The organism is Tahibacter amnicola, assembly GCF_025398735.1.
GTDB lineage: Bacteria > Pseudomonadota > Gammaproteobacteria > Xanthomonadales > Rhodanobacteraceae > Tahibacter > Tahibacter amnicola.
This window is the reverse complement of record NZ_CP104694.1, coordinates 3,333,382-3,351,818: the sequence shown is the minus strand read 5'-3', so window position 1 is coordinate 3,351,818 and position 18,437 is coordinate 3,333,382. Positions and strand designations below refer to the sequence as shown.

The window sequence follows — 18,437 nt, the reverse complement described above, 5'->3', positions numbered from 1 at the left end:
AGCCCGATCGACGGCGTCCTCCCGTGCCCTACCCCGGACACACGCCGCCCGATCTTACGCGCAACCTTTGCGAAACAGCCAGCCACGTCCGGTTCCAACGACGAAGGCCAAGAGCCTGCCACGCAAGCTCTTGGCCATCCGTTTCACGCAGAGGGCGACGTCAATTGCCCAGTTCGCCGGTCAGGTCTGCCCGTACGCTGATCGTGCCCAGGGAAGGCACGATGTTGTTGTTCGTCCAGCCCTCACCCTGCACGCCGGCTATCTGCATCACCAGCTTGTGCTGGCCCGGCGCAAGGCCCGTCAACGGCAGGTCGACGATGCCGGCGTAGCTCTGGCCCGCGGTGAGTCCGCCGCTCTGCCCCTTGGCCAGGTACTTCACCACGCCGGTCGACTGGTGCACGGCCCAGAAGTGCACGTCAAAATCGCCCACGCCGCCGCCGATATTGTTGAAGCCGAACCAGGTTTCCACTGTGTCGCTGGTGTCATAGTCGCCCTGCACCCCGACGATGTAGGTCGCCTTGAGATCCGGTTTGGCCCAGATCAGGTCCCCCGGCCCCGGCGCCGCCTTCACATGGATCAGCGCAGACCAGGTGGTCGTCCTGGAGTTGTTGGTGGGCTGCACGTCGCCATCGGTTTCAATATCCACGCGCAGGCGGTACGCGCCCGGCGTAACGGCCGCATTGTTGAGCGGCAGATCGACGTGCTGGTTGAACACCTGGTTGTGATTCAGGCTGCCGGCAGTACCCGTCGCAATGTGGACCGGCGTACCGCCCAGGGCCGGCACCAGGTAGAACTTCGCCGACCAGCTCGCCGACGGCAGCACGCCTTCGTTGGTGACGGAGACCGTAGCGGGCAGTTTCTGGTACGGATAGAAGCTGCCGCCCGAGGCCACAATCTGCTTGACGGAGAGGTCGGCAAAGACGGTGCCGGTGTTGAACGTCATCTCGTGGGGAACAAGGTCAATGTGGATATTGTTGGCGGCACCCCGCCCCTTGAACGGCGTGTTGTACTGCAGGAGATGAAACGAATCGAGGTAGTCGTCCTCGCCGCGGAAGACATAATCGGGTATGGCCCCGACAATGGCCGAGGCCGCGGCGCCGGCCATTCCGATCACGGGATTTCCACCTGCGGCCACGGCGACTTCCGTGACCTTTTCCAGCGCAATCTGGATGACTTCCTGGAAGCTCTCCTTGCGGTCGTATTCCATGATGATCATTTCGAACCACGGCGCACGGTCCCAGTCGACCACGCCATTCTCCCGGATGCCCCATTGCACCATCACCTGGTCCGGCGTGTAGGTGGTATAGCGGCGGTCGAAATACGGCATCTGGATGACCTCCATCAGCGGTTCACCCTCGTAGGAGTAGCCCACGACGATGGCGTAGATCTCCGCGTCACCTGCAGCCTTTACCTCTTCATCCGCACGGATGCTGTGCAGCACGGACGTCAGCCAGGTCCTGGATCCGTTGGTCGCAGCGGCGCTGGGCACCGGTGCAATGGACGTGGCCGAATCACGTGAACCGGGCTCGGCTTCCATTCGGAGCGCGCCAGGCTTTCCACCCCAACGCAGCGCGCCGATTGATCCGGTGTGACGGAAGGCGGTCAGCTGGGTCTGCACTTCTGCGTTGGCTTCGGCGACCAGTTCGCTCAGCTGGATTTCGCTGTGGTCATCGACGATCAGGTAGGAGCTGCGGCTGAAGTTCACCTCGTTGTAGGTGCGGGTCAACGATGCTCCGGTGCTGACAGAGTAGCCGTGGTAAACAGTGCCAACATCGTCATCGTCGTCGGAGGTGTAGAGCACGGCTACGGGATCGCCGTCGCGCTTGAGCAGCTCAAGCTGCATCTTTGTCTGAGCATCATGGGTGTCTGAAAGGGCCGGAATGGGAGCCGCCAGCGGCATTTCCGAATAGGCCAGCCGGCCGCCACGTGCGGTGATCGCGTTGTAGAGTGCGTTGCGAACAGACGCCGACGCAGTGCGCAAGGCATTGGCAGTCTTCTGCGCCTTGGCCATGCGCGCGCCGTCGGCTGGTTCGGCAAACCCGATTGCCGCTTTTTCCGCGGCGTGGGCAATGCCGGGAAGAACGGCTCCCGAGGTGACGATGGCGATGGCCATGACGGCCATGGCCAGGGAACAGGTGTTGCGTTTCACGGGAATCTCCAGGGTATTTTGATAGGGGTAGAGCCGATGAACGAAGGTGCGATGCGTCGGCTGATAAGGTGTTACGGACTTTCGATGCGCTGACGACATGCGTCGTCAAAAAAGATCTGCAGGGGGCGCAGCGCCAGAAAAAAGGCGCACCTGCTTGAGCTGGCCCACTGTGCAGCGCATTGCCAGCCCTGCGTGCTTCTGCGCCGCGTTTTCAAGGTCGCGATTTCACCCGGGTGAACCCTGCGGGCCAACCCGGGCTACGTCATCCGCAGCGGCTCAGTTCCATCCGGTGCCGCCGAGCCCGAAGTAGTCGACCCAACCGCTGTCGCCCGGCGACTTGTCCGTCACGCGCAACTTCCACGCACCGGCCTTCGGCGAGCCACTCAGGTTCTTCAGGTAGATCTCGTGCAGGTTGTCGCTGGATCCGCCGGCCAGGTTGCGCAGCAGGTAGGTGTCGCCGTCCGGCGCGATCAGCTTCACTTCCAGGTCGCCGATATAGGTGTGCTGGATGCGGACACGGATACTGCTGTTCGGACCGACGTTGCCCGCATTTCCGACGGCCGGCACATTGATGGTCACGTCAACCGGCGTGTTGTTGTCGGGAATGCCGGTGTCGGTCGTGTTCTGGTATTTCGTGCCGCCGTGATGCCCGGACATACTGAGCACATTGGAATTGATCGGATCCAGCCAGTCCCGCAGACGGCTGCCGGCATTACCGCCACCAATCCACGATTCAGCCAGGCGACCGAACCAGTCCGGCGAGTTGTTGCCACAGGCCGCATTGCCGCCATGCAGCTGGCCGATAACCCGTCCCGACGGATTGAACAAGGGCGCACCGGAGGAACCGCCTTCGGTGGTACCGGAATCCCAGTCAGCGACACGGATATGGCTGCTGCCGACGTTGGCGGCGAGGTAGTAGCCCGAGGGCGCCGGCGCGTTGTAGTCACGCGAGATGCGCTTCTCATCCCCATTAGGATGATGAATGGTGTACGTCGAGGTAGGCATGCCGGCGCTACGATCCCAGCCGGCAAAGAACGGCAGTGCGTTTCTGGGCGCATCGGTGTCCAGTTCCAGCAGGGTGAAGTCCGTCGGTCCGTAGGTGGCGCGCAGGGTCGCGCCGGACTGCGTGTGCGTCGCATAGATCTTTCCGAGCGCCGTGCCGCTGGCCGCCGATCCGGGCACGCGGCAGGTCGCGCTCTCGTAGTTCCAGTACACGACGACCGTATCGGCGACAACTTCCTGCTCCAGGCAGTGATTGGCCGTCAGGAAAAAGGGCCGCCCGTCCATGCTGGTATTGGCCATCAGCGTGCCAGTGCAGACGTAGCTCAGGCCGCCGTCGAGGAAGGTGTAGTGACCGACGGAGGCGATCTGGTTCTGTGTCTGGTTGCCGGAAGTGCAGGCCACATCGACGTTGCAGGACGCGGAGCGGATGGCCATTCCTTCCTGGCCGAACGGAAGTCGATACGCGTGGGTCACGGATTCGAGCGCCATTTCGACGAAGTAGCGGGCATCCTGCGTGACATCCAGCTGCAAGGTCACGCGTTCGCCCGGCACGTATGCCGTGCGGAAGTACGGATTGGCAAGGTCGTCGGCCGTAATGGTGCGCACGGCGGAATCGTCGGCACCGCGCAGCGTCAGGACGGCGCCCTTGGGCAGGCGCAGGCGGGAGAACTGGAATTCCAACGCCTGTGCCCCGGGCGATGCCACCGTCCAGCGCCAGCGGGCGTCCTTCTTGCCCAGATCTTCCCAGGTGCCCAGCGAACGTGCGAGCGCGTCGATCTTCTGGGGAATCACGACGCCGTATTGGAAGGGTTTTCCTTTGGCGCCGTCGGCCGTGTCCATCTTTGAGGTATCGGGCGCTGGCAGCACGTAGAGCTTTTCGGTGACCAGCGCATCGCTCAGCGCTGCGTCCGCTGTAGCACTGGTCGCGACGCCCGGGAACGAAGCAACAATGCCAGCGATCGCGAGAGCCAGCGGGAGACGGCCTCGATTGCGAGAAATCATGATCAATTCCTTTCAAGGGGTAGTGTGTAATGGCGAGGGATGCCGGTCCCGAACGCTGCGAATGCGAGCGACGGAACGCTTCAGACATCCTCAAGCACTAGTTACGCCGCGTCGCGGCGGAAACGACATGGGCCCGCCGAAGAATTTCACGATGTGGATGGGTCTACTTTTACCCGCCAATTGCGGACACCGCGTCCTGCGCGGTGGAGGGGTTTCGCGATCAGTGAGGCCTGGTCGTGCGGTCACCTGCGGTGACCACACGCTACGTCACGCATTTCGTAATGTGTGGTCGCGCATGCGACTGCACGCGGCAACGGTTCCGCAATCGGTGAGGCCCGATCGTGCGGTCACCTGCGGTGACCGCACGCTACGCGGCTTCCGTGACGGGCAACTGCGACCTATGAGGTGTGGTCGCAAACGCGCGGCGGAACGGCGCCACAGCGCCGTGCTACAGCGGTTCGAAGCCGCTGGCGAACAGCGTATCCGCGCCGACTGGCGTCGGGCTGCCATCCAGCTCACGCAGGAACGCAATGAGTGCATCGCGTTCGCCGGCAGGCAGCGACTGCACGCGCCGATGCGGTAGAGCCATGGCAAGGTCGTTGGCGGTTGCGACGAGAATCTCGTCGACGGAGACGTACCAGTTGGTTGTCGACAGTTCAATCGTATTGGTCGCGCTGGCGGTCAGAGGCACGTTCTCGATGCGATAGACGTTCCAGTTTGTCGCCCGCCAGCTCGGATCGTTGTTGCTCGCGGGCAGCGCCAGGCCAGGCAGCAACTGTCCATTCACGCGCACCGCCAGCGCCTGTGTCTGCGCACCCGCGCGGGAATTGCTGTACCGGATCTCGATGGCACCGGTACCTCCTGCCCCACCGTTCACGCCGGTGAAGGTGATTGTCTCTCCCGCGCCCTCGACCTGGGCGTAAGCTCGCCCACGGGCGCTGTCGTCGTTGTTCAGCGCGACGCCGAAGCCGGACTGGAGGCTGGCCCCTCCCGCCAACTGCGCGGCTTCCGCCGGTAGTATCGAGCCGCGCGTCACACGGAATACGTCATCCAGTGTTGCAGCCGAGCCATCGTGGAAATACGGCGCCGTTGCCCAGACCCCACGCAAGCCGGGAGTATCAATGCCCGTCAGGGGCTGACCCAGTCGCGTGCCGGATGTCGCGCGGATCGTGCCGACCTGTCGCAGCGTGCCCGCCCCGACGGTGCTATCTGTATAGCGGGGCGACGCGTGGCACGCCGTGCAGCCTTCGCGGGCAAAGATCAGTTCGCCGGCGACGGCAGCCGCACTGTAGCTTCCGTCCGCCGGTCGGTGCGGGCTGCGGGGTAACGTCGCCACGCCCAGCGATGCGACGTAGGCGGCCAGGTTGTCCAGCGCCACGCTGCGCCCCGCCTTGGCAGCGCCCAGCGGCGCCTGCGTCTGTGCGTAGTCGGTATCGCTCATGAAGCCGCTACCGCCGAAGAACTGCCGGATGTCGTTTTCGAAATCCTGGATTTCATCGAAGTTGGCGGACCAGTGCACGTTGCCGTGCGCCGTACCGCTGCGCCCCTGCAATGTGACCGTATTGCGCAGGCCTTCGCCGCGGCCGGTGAAGTCCCACACGCGTCCGTCTTCCGCGCCGTCCAGGTGGCAGGTCGCGCAGGAAAGATAGCCCTCGGAGCTCATGCGTGGGTCGGTGGCGTTGTAAAAGTGGGTTTTTCCCGACAGCACGGCCGGCGACAACAATTCCGTCGTCACCACGTCGACTTCCGTCGTCGGCAGCTGGAGTTCACCACGACGCAGAAGTCCGGCAGCGTCGATGACGCTCAGCGAGCGCCCGAGGAAGTTCTGCACAAAAATGCGCTCAGTTGCCGCATCCAGACACAGTCCCTGGGGCGCAGCACCCACACCCAGACGCGTCACCAATGCGCCAAGGCCCGTGCTGGCGTCGAGCGCCAAGGCATCGAGCACCAGAACTTCATTGAGGCCCTGCAGCGTAACGAACAGGTAATCGGCCAATGGCGAGAAAGCCACCGCACTGGCGGAATCGCTGTTATCCAGGTCGATACCTCGCCGGAAACGGCTGGCGGGATTCGCCGCCGCCGGATCCAGCTCGACGAGCAGGTTGCGCACCGTGTTGTCCTGGTCGAGATCCTGGCTCGGATGAATCAGCAATCCGCGCTCGCTGTTCGGTTTGTTCGCCGTGACGTAGGCGCGCCCCGTCCGCGGCGACAGCGCGATGCCGGTCAGCGTATTCGCAACGCCGCGGCCCGAGGCAGGCGTATCGCGATTGGCGTCATTGCCGAACTTCGGAATGCGCAGCGTATCAGTCACCGTCATCGTCGACGCATCGACGCGCCAAGTCTCCGCGTGGTGCAAGGGCGACAGCAATCGCGTCACGAATACACTGGCGCCATCGGCGGAAACAGCCAGCGCCCGCGTACCGGGGCCCAGCGTCCGCTCACCGGTCATCTGCCGGGTGGCGGTGTCGTAGCGACGTACGACTCCCTTTCCAAACAGCGAGACGAAAGCGGTCGTACCGGACGGCGTCAGCGCCACGGCGAACGGCGCGCTGCCGTAGCCCGTGTCGATCTCCGCAACGGTACTTCCCGTGTCTTCGTTCAGCACGCGGACGCGGTCGGCGTCATGGCAGGTTACCCACAGATGCCCTTGCGGTGTGCGTGCAATACTGCGCGGATCAGCACAGGTCGCGTATTCCGCCACCTTCGCCAAGGTGTCGGCATTTACTGCACTGACCGTATCGCTGTCCGGATTGACGGCCCACACACGCCGGCTGGGCCCATGACAGGTCAACGGTGCGCTCTGCGTCGGCACCGTCGCGGCGACCGGCGTCAGTACAGTCACGGTGACCGTTCGGCTGGCAACGACGCCGGAACTGTCGCGCGCCTGCAGCGTCGCCCGGTAGTGACCGGATGCGGCGTAGACGTGATCCGCGTTGGCAGTGCTTCCCCACGCGGTCTTTGGCGTTCCGTCACCAAAGTCGTAGCGGTATTCCAGCGAATCGCCGTCAGGATCCAGCGCGACACCGGCAAAACTCACCGTGGCGGCAGGTGCGACGGCATAGGGTGTCGCATCGAGCGCATTGATCTGCGGTGGATGATTTCCGCCAAGATTCGTACCCGTGGAGAACGTGAAGGCATACGGCGTCATGACATTGCCCGCGGCATCGCGGATGCCCGAGAGGCTGAACTCGTACGTCGTATCGACCTGCAACGGCTGATCCGGTGTGTACGTCAGGATGTCGTCGAAACTGAGCACCCAGCGTCCCGGCAGCGCGGGCCCGTAGCTGCCCGGTCCCAGCACGCGACGGAGCAGCAGGTTCGTTCCGTTGACGATGCTCAGGGTGTCAAGTGTCTCGTGGATGATGAGACTGATTGGCGCGCCAACCGGGTAATTCGTCTGCCCGGCGCGCGGAATGTGAAATGCCACGCTCGGCGGACGCGTATCCGGCGCAGCCTGATGCGCAAAGATCGCGATGCCCTGGTGCGCCCCGCCCGATCCGCCCGTCACCAGCAGGTTGCCGATTGGCAACGCAAACTGGGTCATCTCGACATCGTTGGTGATCGTCTCGAACTGCCGCACGGATTGCCGGGTGCGAAGGTCGATCTTGTGCTCCCCGATGAAGGCGAACTCATCCTGGAACTGGGCGTACATGGCACCCGCGCTGCCATTGGGCCGCGGTAGTGGAATATCCGCGACAAAACGCATATCGCCCGGATCGGTCGCATCCACGATCCGCACGCCATTGCCTTCGTTGTTGTAGGGAAACACGAAGTACAGCTCACCATCGTTGCCCCAGACTTCCGGCCAGTAGCCCCCGGCACCACCCGTCTTGAGGACATCCAGAAGCACGGGATTGGCGGGGTTGCTGATGTCGTAGCTGGCGATTCCCGTGCGCGTCATGTCGGAGGCGAAGAACAGCCGGTTTCCCAGGATGAAGGGATGCCCGATAACGCCCGTGGTGCCCAGGTGATCAAACGTCGCCAGGAGCTGGCTGCCGGGGTTGAACTGATTGCCGCCAAAACGCAGCGTGGCGTTGCCGCTGATGGGGTTGTAGCTCCACCAGGTGTCACCGACGAACCAGGGCTGGAACAGGTCGCCGCGCACGCCGGCCCCGAGCGTGCCCGACACCTCCCGCGTCACCCCCGGAACGCCGTTCTGCGCCCGCAGGCTCCAGGGCGCCGATGGCGGCCAATCGGCGCCGATCACGAGAAACGGGCCGGCCGCCCCGGTTTCCATGTTCTGGCCGAGGTAGAGATAGCCATGCGCATTGATCGGCATCGGCGTCAGACCCAGGGAACCGTTGGCGTCCGCCGGTGCGTTGACGATGCGCAGCGGCGCTGCCGGGTTCATCAGGCTCCACAGTCGAACCTGCAAATTCGAGCCCTGGGCACTGTCCGGCGCCTCCGGTACCGACACGAGCACGCCGTTATGCCAGGCCAGGATGGCCATGCGGCCATCCTGCCCGGCAAAACGCGGAGCGATGAGCTCGCCCTCCGTGCGGGCAATATTGGGAAACCCGATCCCGGTTGGCCACTGGGTGGTCGTCTGCGCCTGGGCAAGCGCCGTCAGCCACATCCCCGCCAGGATGGCTTGTGCGGTGCGGAAATACCGGTTCATCGTGCATCCCCTGGTCCAGGCTCTTTCGAGCGCTCGGAACTGGATACGGAAAATACACCCGATTGCGACATCGCGCCGGCTACTGGACCGTTTCCCGCCAGCACGCGGCGGCCGGCGTGCAGGCCCTGCACTGGAAGTGAACGCTACGAAGGGTGTGGTCCGAACGCGACCGCCAGCCGTCACACCATCTCAACCAGATCCTCCGCTCTTTTTTCACAATGCTTTTTTGCGCTTTTGCGTGCTATGGTAGAACGGAACCGGGCCAGGATTGGCCGAGGCAAGACGGCGATGCAGAGGGATGGTGCGACCGATGGCGATCGTTGGGCCCGGCAATGGTGTACGCGTGGTGCCCCCGCTCTCGAAGCGGGTACCGCTCACAACGGGAAAGAACGATGGGTGACGAGTCGTTCTTGGCGGCACATCCCAAGCCTGTGCGTATCGTGTGGGCCGAAGATGACCCCGGTATGCGGGCGCATGTCACCCGGTTGTTATCCCCGCCCTATGCCGTCGAGGCCGTCGAGGATGGCGAGGCCGCGCTGGCGGCAGCGCGCCGACAGGTTCCCGAGCTCGTTCTCGCCGACGTGGTCATGCCAAACTTGGACGGCTTCGGGCTTCTTATGGCTCTGCGCGCTGACCCACGGACGCGCACAGTACCGCTGATCCTGGTATCCGGCCGCGTAAGCGAGAACGCCCTGCTCGATGGGCTGCAGGCCGGCGCGGACGACTATCTGATCAAGCCCTTCTCGCCCCAGGAACTGCTCGCGCGCGTCAACGTCCACGTGAAGATGTCGCGATTGCGCCGTGAGCACGAAGCGCTGATCTCGGCCGATCTGCAGGCGATGAACTGGCTGTACGAGGTCGCCACACGCTGTGTACAGGCCGGCAACAACGTACAGCACTGCCTGGACGAGATTGTCGCAGCCGCCATTGCACTGACCGGCGCTGACAAGGGCAACCTCCAGATCCTGGACCGCACGTCAGGCATTCTGACAATCGCCGCACACAAGGGGCTTGAGGCACCGTTCCTCGACTTCTTCCGTACCGTCGGCGCCGACGACGCGTCCGCGTGCGCGAAAGCGATGCAGGCGGGGAAATGTATCGTCGTCGATGAAGTGGCAATCAGCCCCATCTTCTCCGGATCTGCCTCACAGCAGGGTAAGCGTTAACTCCCCGGCGTCCTTCCCCTCTCGCGCGAAGCCCCGAAAATGGGCGCCGACACGACGGGTGTCGAGACGAGTGGAGATGAGGTATGGCGAGCAAGGCGGCAGGTATTCGGATTCGACGCAGCGAATCGCAGTGGCGAGAGGTGTTGTCGCGATTGGAGCGCAGCGATCTTTCGGTCGCGGCGTTCTGCGAGCGCGAAGGGATCAGTGCGGCCAGTGTGTATCGGTGGCGTGGCTTGCTGGTCGATTCGCGTTTGGCGCCGGCGGCTTCATCGCGTAAGTCGCCTTTCGTGGATTTGGGTGTGGTAGGTGCCAGTGCCGCATCGTCGCCGATTTCGGGAGCGAGTCTTCGCACGGAGATCCGGCTGGATCTGGGCGGTGGCCTGGTGATTCACGTGGTGCGCGGCTGATGTTCTTTCCGGAAGGCCAGATCCGCGTGCAGCTGTATGGCCATCCGGCGGACATGCGCAAGTCGTTCGACGGATTGAGCGCTTTGGTGCGTTCCGATCTGCGCTGTGATCCGCTGAGCGGACAGCTGTTCGTCTTCGTGAACCGGCGTGGTACGCAGACGAAAGTGCTGTACTTCGACCGCAGCGGTTGGTGCGTGTGGAGCAAGCGGTTGGAGCGCGGTTGTTTCATCCGTGATTGGCGCAAGGTGCGATCGCGCGAGATGGACTGGACGGCGTTGAAGCTGTTGCTTGAAGGGATCGATGTAGCGAATACGTCTAGGCGCAAACGCTACGTTTTGCAGCGCGGGAATGCCGATACATCGTGTACACAATCGCGTACGCTATGACCATGAAACGTCCTTCGCCAGCAGCGACATTGACACTGTCTGAAGCGGCTCAAATGAGCCCGCAGCAGGTGGTCGATCTGGCTGGCACACTGACGAATCGGATCGACACGCTGGCGAACGAATTGGACTGGCTCAAGCGCCAGATATTTGGCCAGAAAAGTGAGCGCCGTTTGATCGACAACCCGGCGCAGATGGCGCTTGATGCGATGCTGATCGATCCGGCAAAGATTGCGTCATTGCCGGCGTCGTCACAGGTTGTGCCTGCCCATGTTCGGAGCAAACCGCGTACCGATGCGGCGCAGAGCGAGAGCGTACCGTTCTTCGACGAATCACGTGTACCGATGTATACGGTGGTCGTCACCACACCGCGGATGGATGCGCTCGCGCCGGATGCGTATGAGCACATCGGCGACAAAGAGAGCTTCCGGGTGGCGCAGCAGCCGGCCAGCTTTGTGGTGATCAAATACGTGCGGCCGGTGTACAAGCAACGCGATACGGGTGAACTGTTGTGCGCGCCCGCGCCTTCCGGCGTGCTCGAGGGCAGCCGCGCCGATGTGAGCTTTTGCGCGGGCCTCTTGGTCAACAAATTCCGCTACCACCTGCCGTTCTATCGCCAACACCAGCAACTGGGCGATGCCGGCATTACCGTGAGCCGCCCTTGGCTCAACCAGCTCAGTCAGCAGATCTGTGCGTTGCTGTATCCGATCTATGAGGCGCAGCTGACCTCGATCCGCGACAGTCGCGTGATCGCGATGGACGAGACGCCGATCAAGGCCGGACAGGCCGGCAAGGGCAAGATGAAAACCGGCTACTTCTGGCCGGTATACGGCGACAAGGACGAGGTGTGCTTCCCATTCGCCACTACACGAGCGCACACCGTGGTCGCCCAAACGCTGGGTCTGCATCAGCGCGACAACGCCGTGCTGGTGTCCGACGGCTACGCCGCCTATGCGCGCTACGCGCAGCAAACCGGCGTCACGCATGCCCAATGCTGGGCGCACTGCCGTCGTGAGTTCTTTGACGCGCAGAGCAGCGACCCCGAGGGCACCGCACAAGCGCTGGAGCTGATCGGCGCGCTCTACGAAATCGAGCAAGACATACGCGATCGAAATCTTGCCGCCGAAGACAAACAGAACTTCCGCGCCACGCACAGCAAACCCCGGATCGAGTGGTTCTTTGACTGGGTCGAACAACAACGACGACGACCAGACCTATTACCCAGCAATCCCTTCACCAAGGCACTCAGTTATGCCTGGGAACGGCGTGTCGCGCTGTCGGTCTACCTGACCGATCCCGATGTACCGATCGACACCAATCATCTCGAACGCAGCTTGCGGCCCATCCCCATGGGACGCCGCAATTGGCTCTTCTGTTGGACAGAGCTGGGCGCCAAGCACGTCGGCATCGTGCAGAGCCTGATCGTTACCTGCCAGCTACACGGCATCGATCCTTACACCTACCTCGTCGACGTCCTACAGCGCGTCGGCCAACATCCCGCTTCACGCGTTCATGAGCTCACGCCCAGACTTTGGAAACAGCACTTCGCTGACGCCCCGCTTCGATCCATCCTCTACACGCTGCAGCGGGAAGGTGGCAAGTACGTCCGGTAGTTAAGGAAGGTCTGAACAAGTCCGACCCGATTGTGTTGAGATAGTACCCTCCCACACAAAGGCACGCGCATGGACCAGATGAGCTTCGGCGACTCCGAGTATGCGAGCAAGCGCAAACGGACCCGCCGCGAGGTGTTTCTGGCAGAGATGGAGCAGGTTATTCCCTGGACGATCCTGCTGAACTTGATCGAGCCGGTGTATCCGAAGGCTGGCAATGGGCGGCGACCGTATCCGCTGAAGGTGATGCTGAAGATTCATCTGATGCAGAACTGGTTCGGGCTGAGCGACCCGGCGATGGAAGAAGCGCTGTACGAGATCGCGTCGATGCGCCAGTTCGCGAGCCTATCGTTGACGAAGCCGATCCCGGACGAGACGACGATTCTCAATTTCCGGAGGTTGCTGGAAACCTACGAGCTGGGTGCCGAGATTCTGGCTCGAGTGAACGGCTATCTGTCGCGCAAAGGGCTGATGCTCAAGCGCGGAACGATGGTGGACGCCACGATCATCGCAGCACCGAGCTCGACGAAGAACGCCGGAGGTGAACGAGATCCGGAGATGCATCAGACGAAGAAGGGGAATGAGTGGTTCTTCGGCATGAAGGCGCACATTGGCGTGGATGTCGACTCCGGACTGGTGCACACGGTGACGACAACCGCAGCGAACGAAGCGGATGTGAATGAAGCGGAGTATCTGCTGCACGGCAAGGAAAGCGTGGTCTATGCCGATGCCGGTTACACGGGCGCGGACAAGCATTCGTCGCGCCGAGGATTGGACTGGCAGATTGCTCGTCGACGCAGCAGCGTGAAGGCAATGCCGGAAGGACGCCAGAAGCGTGCGATCGAGAAAGCGGAGAAGCGCAAGGCGAGTATTCGCGCGCGCGTGGAGCACCCGTTCCGTGTCGTGAAGCGTCAGTTCGGCTACGTGAAGGTGCGCTTCAAGGGACTGGCGAAGAACACGGCGCAGATCCTGACGCTGTTCGCGCTATCGAATCTGTGGATGGCGCGAAAGCGATTGCTGGCGATGACGGGCGAGTTGCGTCCGAAGGTGGCATAGCGCGTTAAAAAGGCTGCTATTTGCAGCCTTTGCAAAGCAATCTCGTTCGCTCTGAACCGATTTTCATCACCACCGGCATGCGACCGAGTCTTCAGACAAGCAGTTTTCGAGGCTTGTTCAGACTTTCCTTAACGGTTACACAGCAGGTGCTGTTGGATGCCGGCGTCCATGCCGTTCAATCCACACCGCTGATCGACGGTGCCGGCACCGTGCTCGGCATCGTCTCCACCCATTTCTGCAGATCGCATCAACCTACAGAGCGGGAACTCCGCCTGATGGGACTACTTGCCCGCCATGCGGCCGACTATCTCACGCGCATGCAGGCCGAACAGGCTTTGCGGCGGAGCGAGACCCGCTACAGGACCTTGTTCGATTCCATCGACGAAGGCTATTGCATCGTCCGGGTGCTTTTCGACGACAACGGGCAGGCCTGCGACTACCGTTTCGAAGAGGTCAATCAATCCTTCGCGCGCCAGACGGGCTTCCATAATGTGGTGGGGCGTAGCATGCGGGAGATCATGCCCGACCACGAAGCGCACTGGTTCGAAACCTATGGCCGCATCGTCACGACCGGTCGCGCCGAGCGCTTCATCCATTCCACCGGCGCTCCGCAACGTTGGTTCAACGTCTATGCGTTTCGCATGGGCAATCCCGCCGAGCGACAGGTGGCGGTGTTGCTCGATGACATCTCCGAGCGCAAAGCGGCTGAGGAAGCACTTCGCCTGAGCGAGAAGCGCCTGCGTGCCATCATCGAGCAGCTACCTGCCGCCGTCAATGTAACGGACAGGACCGGCTCGCGGACACTGAGCAATTCGGTCATGGAACGCTATCTGTCCAGAACCAACCCGCTGCAAGCCGCATCCATGAAACAGTGGGAAGCCTGGGACGAGCACGGCGTGCCGGTTCCGCTTCGAAACCTGCCAGACCAGCGTGCCCTACGGGGCGAAACGGTGATGCCGGGCCTGGAAATGCGGCACACCGATGCGGACGGCAGCGAGAGCTGGGTACGGATGAGCGCGGCGCCGTTGCGCGATGACGACGGCGACGTCGTCGGCGCCTGCTCGGTGATACAGGATGTAACCCTCGTGAAACAGGCCGCACAGGCGCTGCACGAGGCCGATCGCCGCAAGGACGAGTTCCTTGCCACCCTCGCCCACGAACTGCGCAACCCGCTGGCCCCCATTCGCAACGGGCTGTACATCCTGCGTTCCGCGGCCGAGGCTGGCGATGACGCGAAAGGAACTGCCGCCGTGTGCGCGATGCTTGAGCGCCAGGTGGAGCACCTGGTCCGACTGGTCGATGACCTCCTGGAAGTGTCCCGCATCACGGGCGGAAAGATCGAGTTGCGCCGGGAAATGGTCGACCTGCGCAACGTGATCCGCAACGCCATCGACACGAGCCGTCCGTTGATCGACGCGGCACATCACCATCTCACCGTGCGCATGCCGGCCTACCCTGTGATGCTCGACGCAGATCCGGTGCGGCTCACGCAGGTCGTCGCCAACCTGCTCAACAATGCAGCCCGCTACACGAGTGACGGCGGCCGGATCTGCGTCACTGTCGGCGGTGAACAGGGCCATGCCGTACTGTCAGTCCGGGATAACGGCAACGGCATTCCGGAACCCATGCTGCCGCGTGTCTTTGACATTTTCACCCAGGTCGAGCACACGCCCCAGGGCGGACTGGGTATTGGCCTCACCCTGGTTCGCAGCCTGGTGGCGATGCATGGCGGCATCGTCGAGGCGCGCAGTGCCGGCGTTGGCAAGGGAAGCGAATTTGTCGTACGCCTGCCGCTGGTATCCGTACCGGACGATCGGGCGGAACCGGCAGCACGGCAGGGCATTCCGCCGCCGGGTCTGGTACCGCACCGTATCCTGGTGGTCGACGACAACGAAGATGCGGCCGACAGCCTGGGCATCATCCTGCGCGGACTTGGCAATGAAGTCCGCATTGCCCACGATGGTGAAACCGGACTGGCTGCCATCGAAGCGGAGCGACCCGACGTCGTGCTGCTGGACCTGGGCATGCCGGGTATGGACGGCTACGAACTGGCACGACAGGTGCGCACGACACTCGGCGACGACGACGTCACGCTGATTGCATTGACTGGCTGGGGACAGGAGGAAGACCGTCGACGCTCCAAGGAAGCCGGCATCGATCACCACCTCGTGAAGCCTGTCGACTTTGCGGCGCTGTGGGAACTACTGAGTACGGCAGATAAACACCCTCCGCCGCACTGCCCCACTTGTCCGGCACGCCGGTTCCGCGCAAAGGGAACAGGAGCAGAGGCGCCGCTGGACATTTCCGCGACCCTGGCGTTGCCAGGATCCGCATCCGCAGGAAGCACCAGGCAAGCCGTCGCAGCGGGTGGCCGGCAAGTGCAGATAACCGCCTCGGAGCAGACGCCGTCGACGACAAACCGTCCTTGGTTCAGACCTGCTGCCGGAACAAGGGCTTGCAGCCAATTTCGTCCCACACGCCCGGACGACGTACCCATTTGACACCGCTTTGTGCCCGGGATCCAGGCGGTATCGTTTTTAGCATGGCGTAGCGCACTTCCAGCGCTTTTCCAGGAACACGACCATGCCCGCTCCTCGAACTCACCACGACCGACCACACTGTGCCGGCCTCTCGCGGCGCATCGGCTGCCTGCTGGCGATGACCCTCGGCACTGCCAGCGCCTTCGCGCAGGAAGTGCCCTCCCTGCTCAGCGACGATTCGCCACGGCTCGACGCCGCCCAGACCGAACGCTTCCAGCGCCACCTGCGCCAACCAGAAACCCTTGATCACCGCATCGCCCGACTGCAAGCCGACCTTGCCAGCAGCGAAACGCTGCGGCTGAACCTGCTGCGCGACGTTGATTCGGTACTCGTGCGCGATTCGCTGGAACGCAATGCCGACGGCGCGATCACCTGGGAGGGACACGTCGAGGGCGAGAACACGACAGCGGTCCTGGTAGCCCATCGCGGAGAACTCAGCGGCTATGTGTCTGTCAATCACCACCACGAAGACCCTCGCCTGCCGCCGGATCCGGATCACGGCGACGACGCACCACCGCACGGCGATCTCCGCACGGATGTCCTTCTGATCGAGCCGCTGGGACGCGGCGCTCAACTGGTCCGCCGTATCGACAGCGATATCGTGGGGAAGACGCAATGCGCCACCGATGAGTCCGTCGTCGGTCCGTTTCCGCCTCCCGCTACGAACGCATCGGCAACAACGAAGTCGCCCTCGGCACACCAGACGCTGCGCGATGCCCTCGCCGACTTCGGTAGCGCGGCCGCCGTTTCCGCACCCGCGGCGGCAGCCGCGTCACCGTGCATCACCAACGTGCTGGTCGTGTACACCCCGGCCGCACAATCAGCGCATGGAAACATCCCGTTGCTGGCCCAGAATGCCATCGCCCAGGCCAACCAGGCCTACATCAACAGTCAGGTCCACAACCTCAAGCTGAATCTCGTGGGTGCGCGACAGGTGAGCTACACCGAGTCGAATACCATGAGCGGCAGTTCGACCACAGACCTGGTCCGTCTCAACGGCAATGGCGATGGCTTCATGGATATCGTGCACACCTGGCGTACGGAGCTGGGCGCCGATGTGATTGTCTTGCTTACAGGCAGCCTGCCCAGCGGCATCGCCGGCCAGGCCACCTCGATCATGGCCAACGCGTCGAACCCTTTTGCAGTAGTGCACTACAACTATGCCACCAGCAACTTCACGTTCGCGCACGAAGTGGGACACCTGCAAGGTGCGCGACACAACCCGGAAGCCGATCCCGGCACCTCACCCTTCGCGCATGGACACGGCGCCCAGCGGCCGCTGTACAACTACCGCACGGTGATGGCGTACAACTGCAACTCAAATTGCCCGCGCGTGGGACATTTCTCAAACCCGGATGTGAAGTACAACGGCCGCAAGACCGGAGACCACTCGCAGCGCAACAATGCACGCGTCTTGCGCGACACAGCCTGCACTGTCAGCAACTTCACGCCGGTGGCGCCGCTGGGGTGGAAATACCTCTGGGGCAATGGTGGCAACGGTACGATTCACTGGTGGCACTTCAACGCCAACGACCACTACGCCGTCGGCGACTTTGACGGTGATGGCGCTGACGAACTGTTTGCGGCCAATCCCGGCTCCCACTATGCACATCTGATGGATTTTAGCGGCGGTGCCTGGTCCACGCAGTGGGGCAACGGGGGCAACGGATCGGTTCACTGGTGGGCGATCGGACCGGTCGACCGGTTCATTGCCGGCGACTTCATCACGGGCAACGGCCGCGACGAACTGCTTGCGATCAATCCGCAGTCGGGCTATGCACACCTGATGGTGTTCCAGGGTGGCAACTGGACGACCGTGTGGGCCAACGGCGGCAACGGTGCGATGGATTGGTGGCTGCTGGGGCCCGCCGACCGCTATCTGGCGGCCTCGCTCGATGCCGCCGCCCCAGGCGACGAACTCCTCGCGATCAGCCCCGCCAGCTATTACGCCCACGTGATGCGGCTTACCGGAACGGGATGGACCACCTCCTGGACCAACCTCGGCAACAACGCGATCTACTGGTGGAACATCGGCTGGCTGGATCGCTACGTTGCCGGCAACTTCGGCACCGCTAACGCGGGCGACGAATTCCAGGCTATCAATCCGAACGGCTGGTCACACACCAATCGCTACATCACGGGCGCCTGGAACGCGCTGTGGGGCAACAGCGGCAATCACTGGATCCACACCTGGTGGATCGGCAACCAGGACGTGTACGTGAAGGGCAATTTCATCAGCGGAAATGGTCGCGATGAAATCCTCGCGGTTGCACCCAATGGCTGGTCGCAGCTGTTGGCCTATGACAATGTCAGCTGGCTATACCAATGGGGAAACCTCGGTAGCGGCAGTATCGGCTGGTGGATGATCAACAGCGGCGATCGCTGCCTGGCCGGCGATTTCGCTGCCGGTGACAGCCGCGACGAACTGCTCTGCATCCAGCCGGGAAATGGCTGGTCGCACGTGCACCACTACTCGCCGTAACCGTGTGAATACCACCCCCTCC

At 62.9% G+C, this 18,437-nt stretch carries 10 protein-coding genes; 7 read left to right on the top strand and 3 right to left on the bottom strand.

Annotated elements, in window-relative coordinates:
• Positions 1-160 precede the first annotated feature (160 nt).
• The 3 genes from N4264_RS13910 to N4264_RS13900 form a co-directional block, all read right to left on the bottom strand.
• The gene (locus tag N4264_RS13910; RefSeq protein ID WP_261692854.1) at positions 161-2,149 is read right to left on the bottom strand and encodes a DUF3103 family protein; all 1,989 of its coding nucleotides are present in this window, start codon (positions 2,147-2,149) and stop codon (positions 161-163) included.
• A gap of 276 nt (positions 2,150-2,425) precedes the next feature.
• Positions 2,426-4,153: a proprotein convertase P-domain-containing protein gene (locus tag N4264_RS13905; protein ID WP_261692853.1), complete on the bottom strand. Its 1,728-nt coding sequence runs from the start codon at positions 4,151-4,153 to the stop codon at positions 2,426-2,428.
• Positions 4,154-4,601: 448 nt separating this feature from the next.
• Entirely contained in the window at positions 4,602-8,771 is a 4,170-nt protein-coding gene (locus N4264_RS13900; RefSeq protein ID WP_261692852.1) for a PKD domain-containing protein, read from the bottom strand.
• A 392-nt stretch (positions 8,772-9,163) separates the two neighbouring features.
• Here N4264_RS13900 and N4264_RS13895 point away from each other — a divergent pair, with 392 nt between their 5' ends.
• The 7 genes from N4264_RS13895 to N4264_RS13865 all read left to right on the top strand — a co-directional run bounded on the left by N4264_RS13895 (position 9,164) and on the right by N4264_RS13865 (position 18,415).
• Positions 9,164-9,937, top strand: coding sequence for a response regulator transcription factor (locus N4264_RS13895; RefSeq protein WP_261692851.1), 774 nt, complete (start codon positions 9,164-9,166; stop codon positions 9,935-9,937).
• An 83-nt stretch (positions 9,938-10,020) separates the two neighbouring features.
• Positions 10,021-10,344 carry an IS66 family insertion sequence element accessory protein TnpA gene (tnpA, locus tag N4264_RS13890; RefSeq protein WP_261692850.1) on the top strand — a complete coding sequence of 108 codons (324 nt, stop codon included), beginning with the start codon at positions 10,021-10,023 and terminating at the stop codon, positions 10,342-10,344.
• The gene (gene tnpB, locus N4264_RS13885; protein WP_261692849.1) at positions 10,344-10,730 is read left to right on the top strand and encodes an IS66 family insertion sequence element accessory protein TnpB; all 387 of its coding nucleotides are present in this window, start codon (positions 10,344-10,346) and stop codon (positions 10,728-10,730) included. Before tnpA ends, tnpB begins: the two co-directional genes overlap by 1 nt.
• A 2-nt stretch (positions 10,731-10,732) precedes the next feature.
• The gene (gene tnpC, locus N4264_RS13880; protein ID WP_261692848.1) at positions 10,733-12,340 is read left to right on the top strand and encodes an IS66 family transposase; all 1,608 of its coding nucleotides are present in this window, start codon (positions 10,733-10,735) and stop codon (positions 12,338-12,340) included.
• 69 nt (positions 12,341-12,409) lie between these two features.
• Positions 12,410-13,393 (top strand): IS5 family transposase, encoded by a 984-nt coding sequence (locus N4264_RS13875; protein WP_261692799.1) that lies wholly within the window; start codon positions 12,410-12,412, stop codon positions 13,391-13,393.
• A 275-nt stretch (positions 13,394-13,668) separates the two neighbouring features.
• Positions 13,669-15,894, top strand: coding sequence for a PAS domain-containing hybrid sensor histidine kinase/response regulator (locus N4264_RS13870; RefSeq protein WP_261692847.1), 2,226 nt, complete (start codon positions 13,669-13,671; stop codon positions 15,892-15,894).
• An 82-nt stretch (positions 15,895-15,976) separates the two neighbouring features.
• Positions 15,977-18,415 carry a M12 family metallo-peptidase gene (locus N4264_RS13865; RefSeq protein ID WP_261692846.1) on the top strand — a complete coding sequence of 813 codons (2,439 nt, stop codon included), beginning with the start codon at positions 15,977-15,979 and terminating at the stop codon, positions 18,413-18,415.
• The last annotated feature ends 22 nt before the right edge of the window (positions 18,416-18,437 follow it).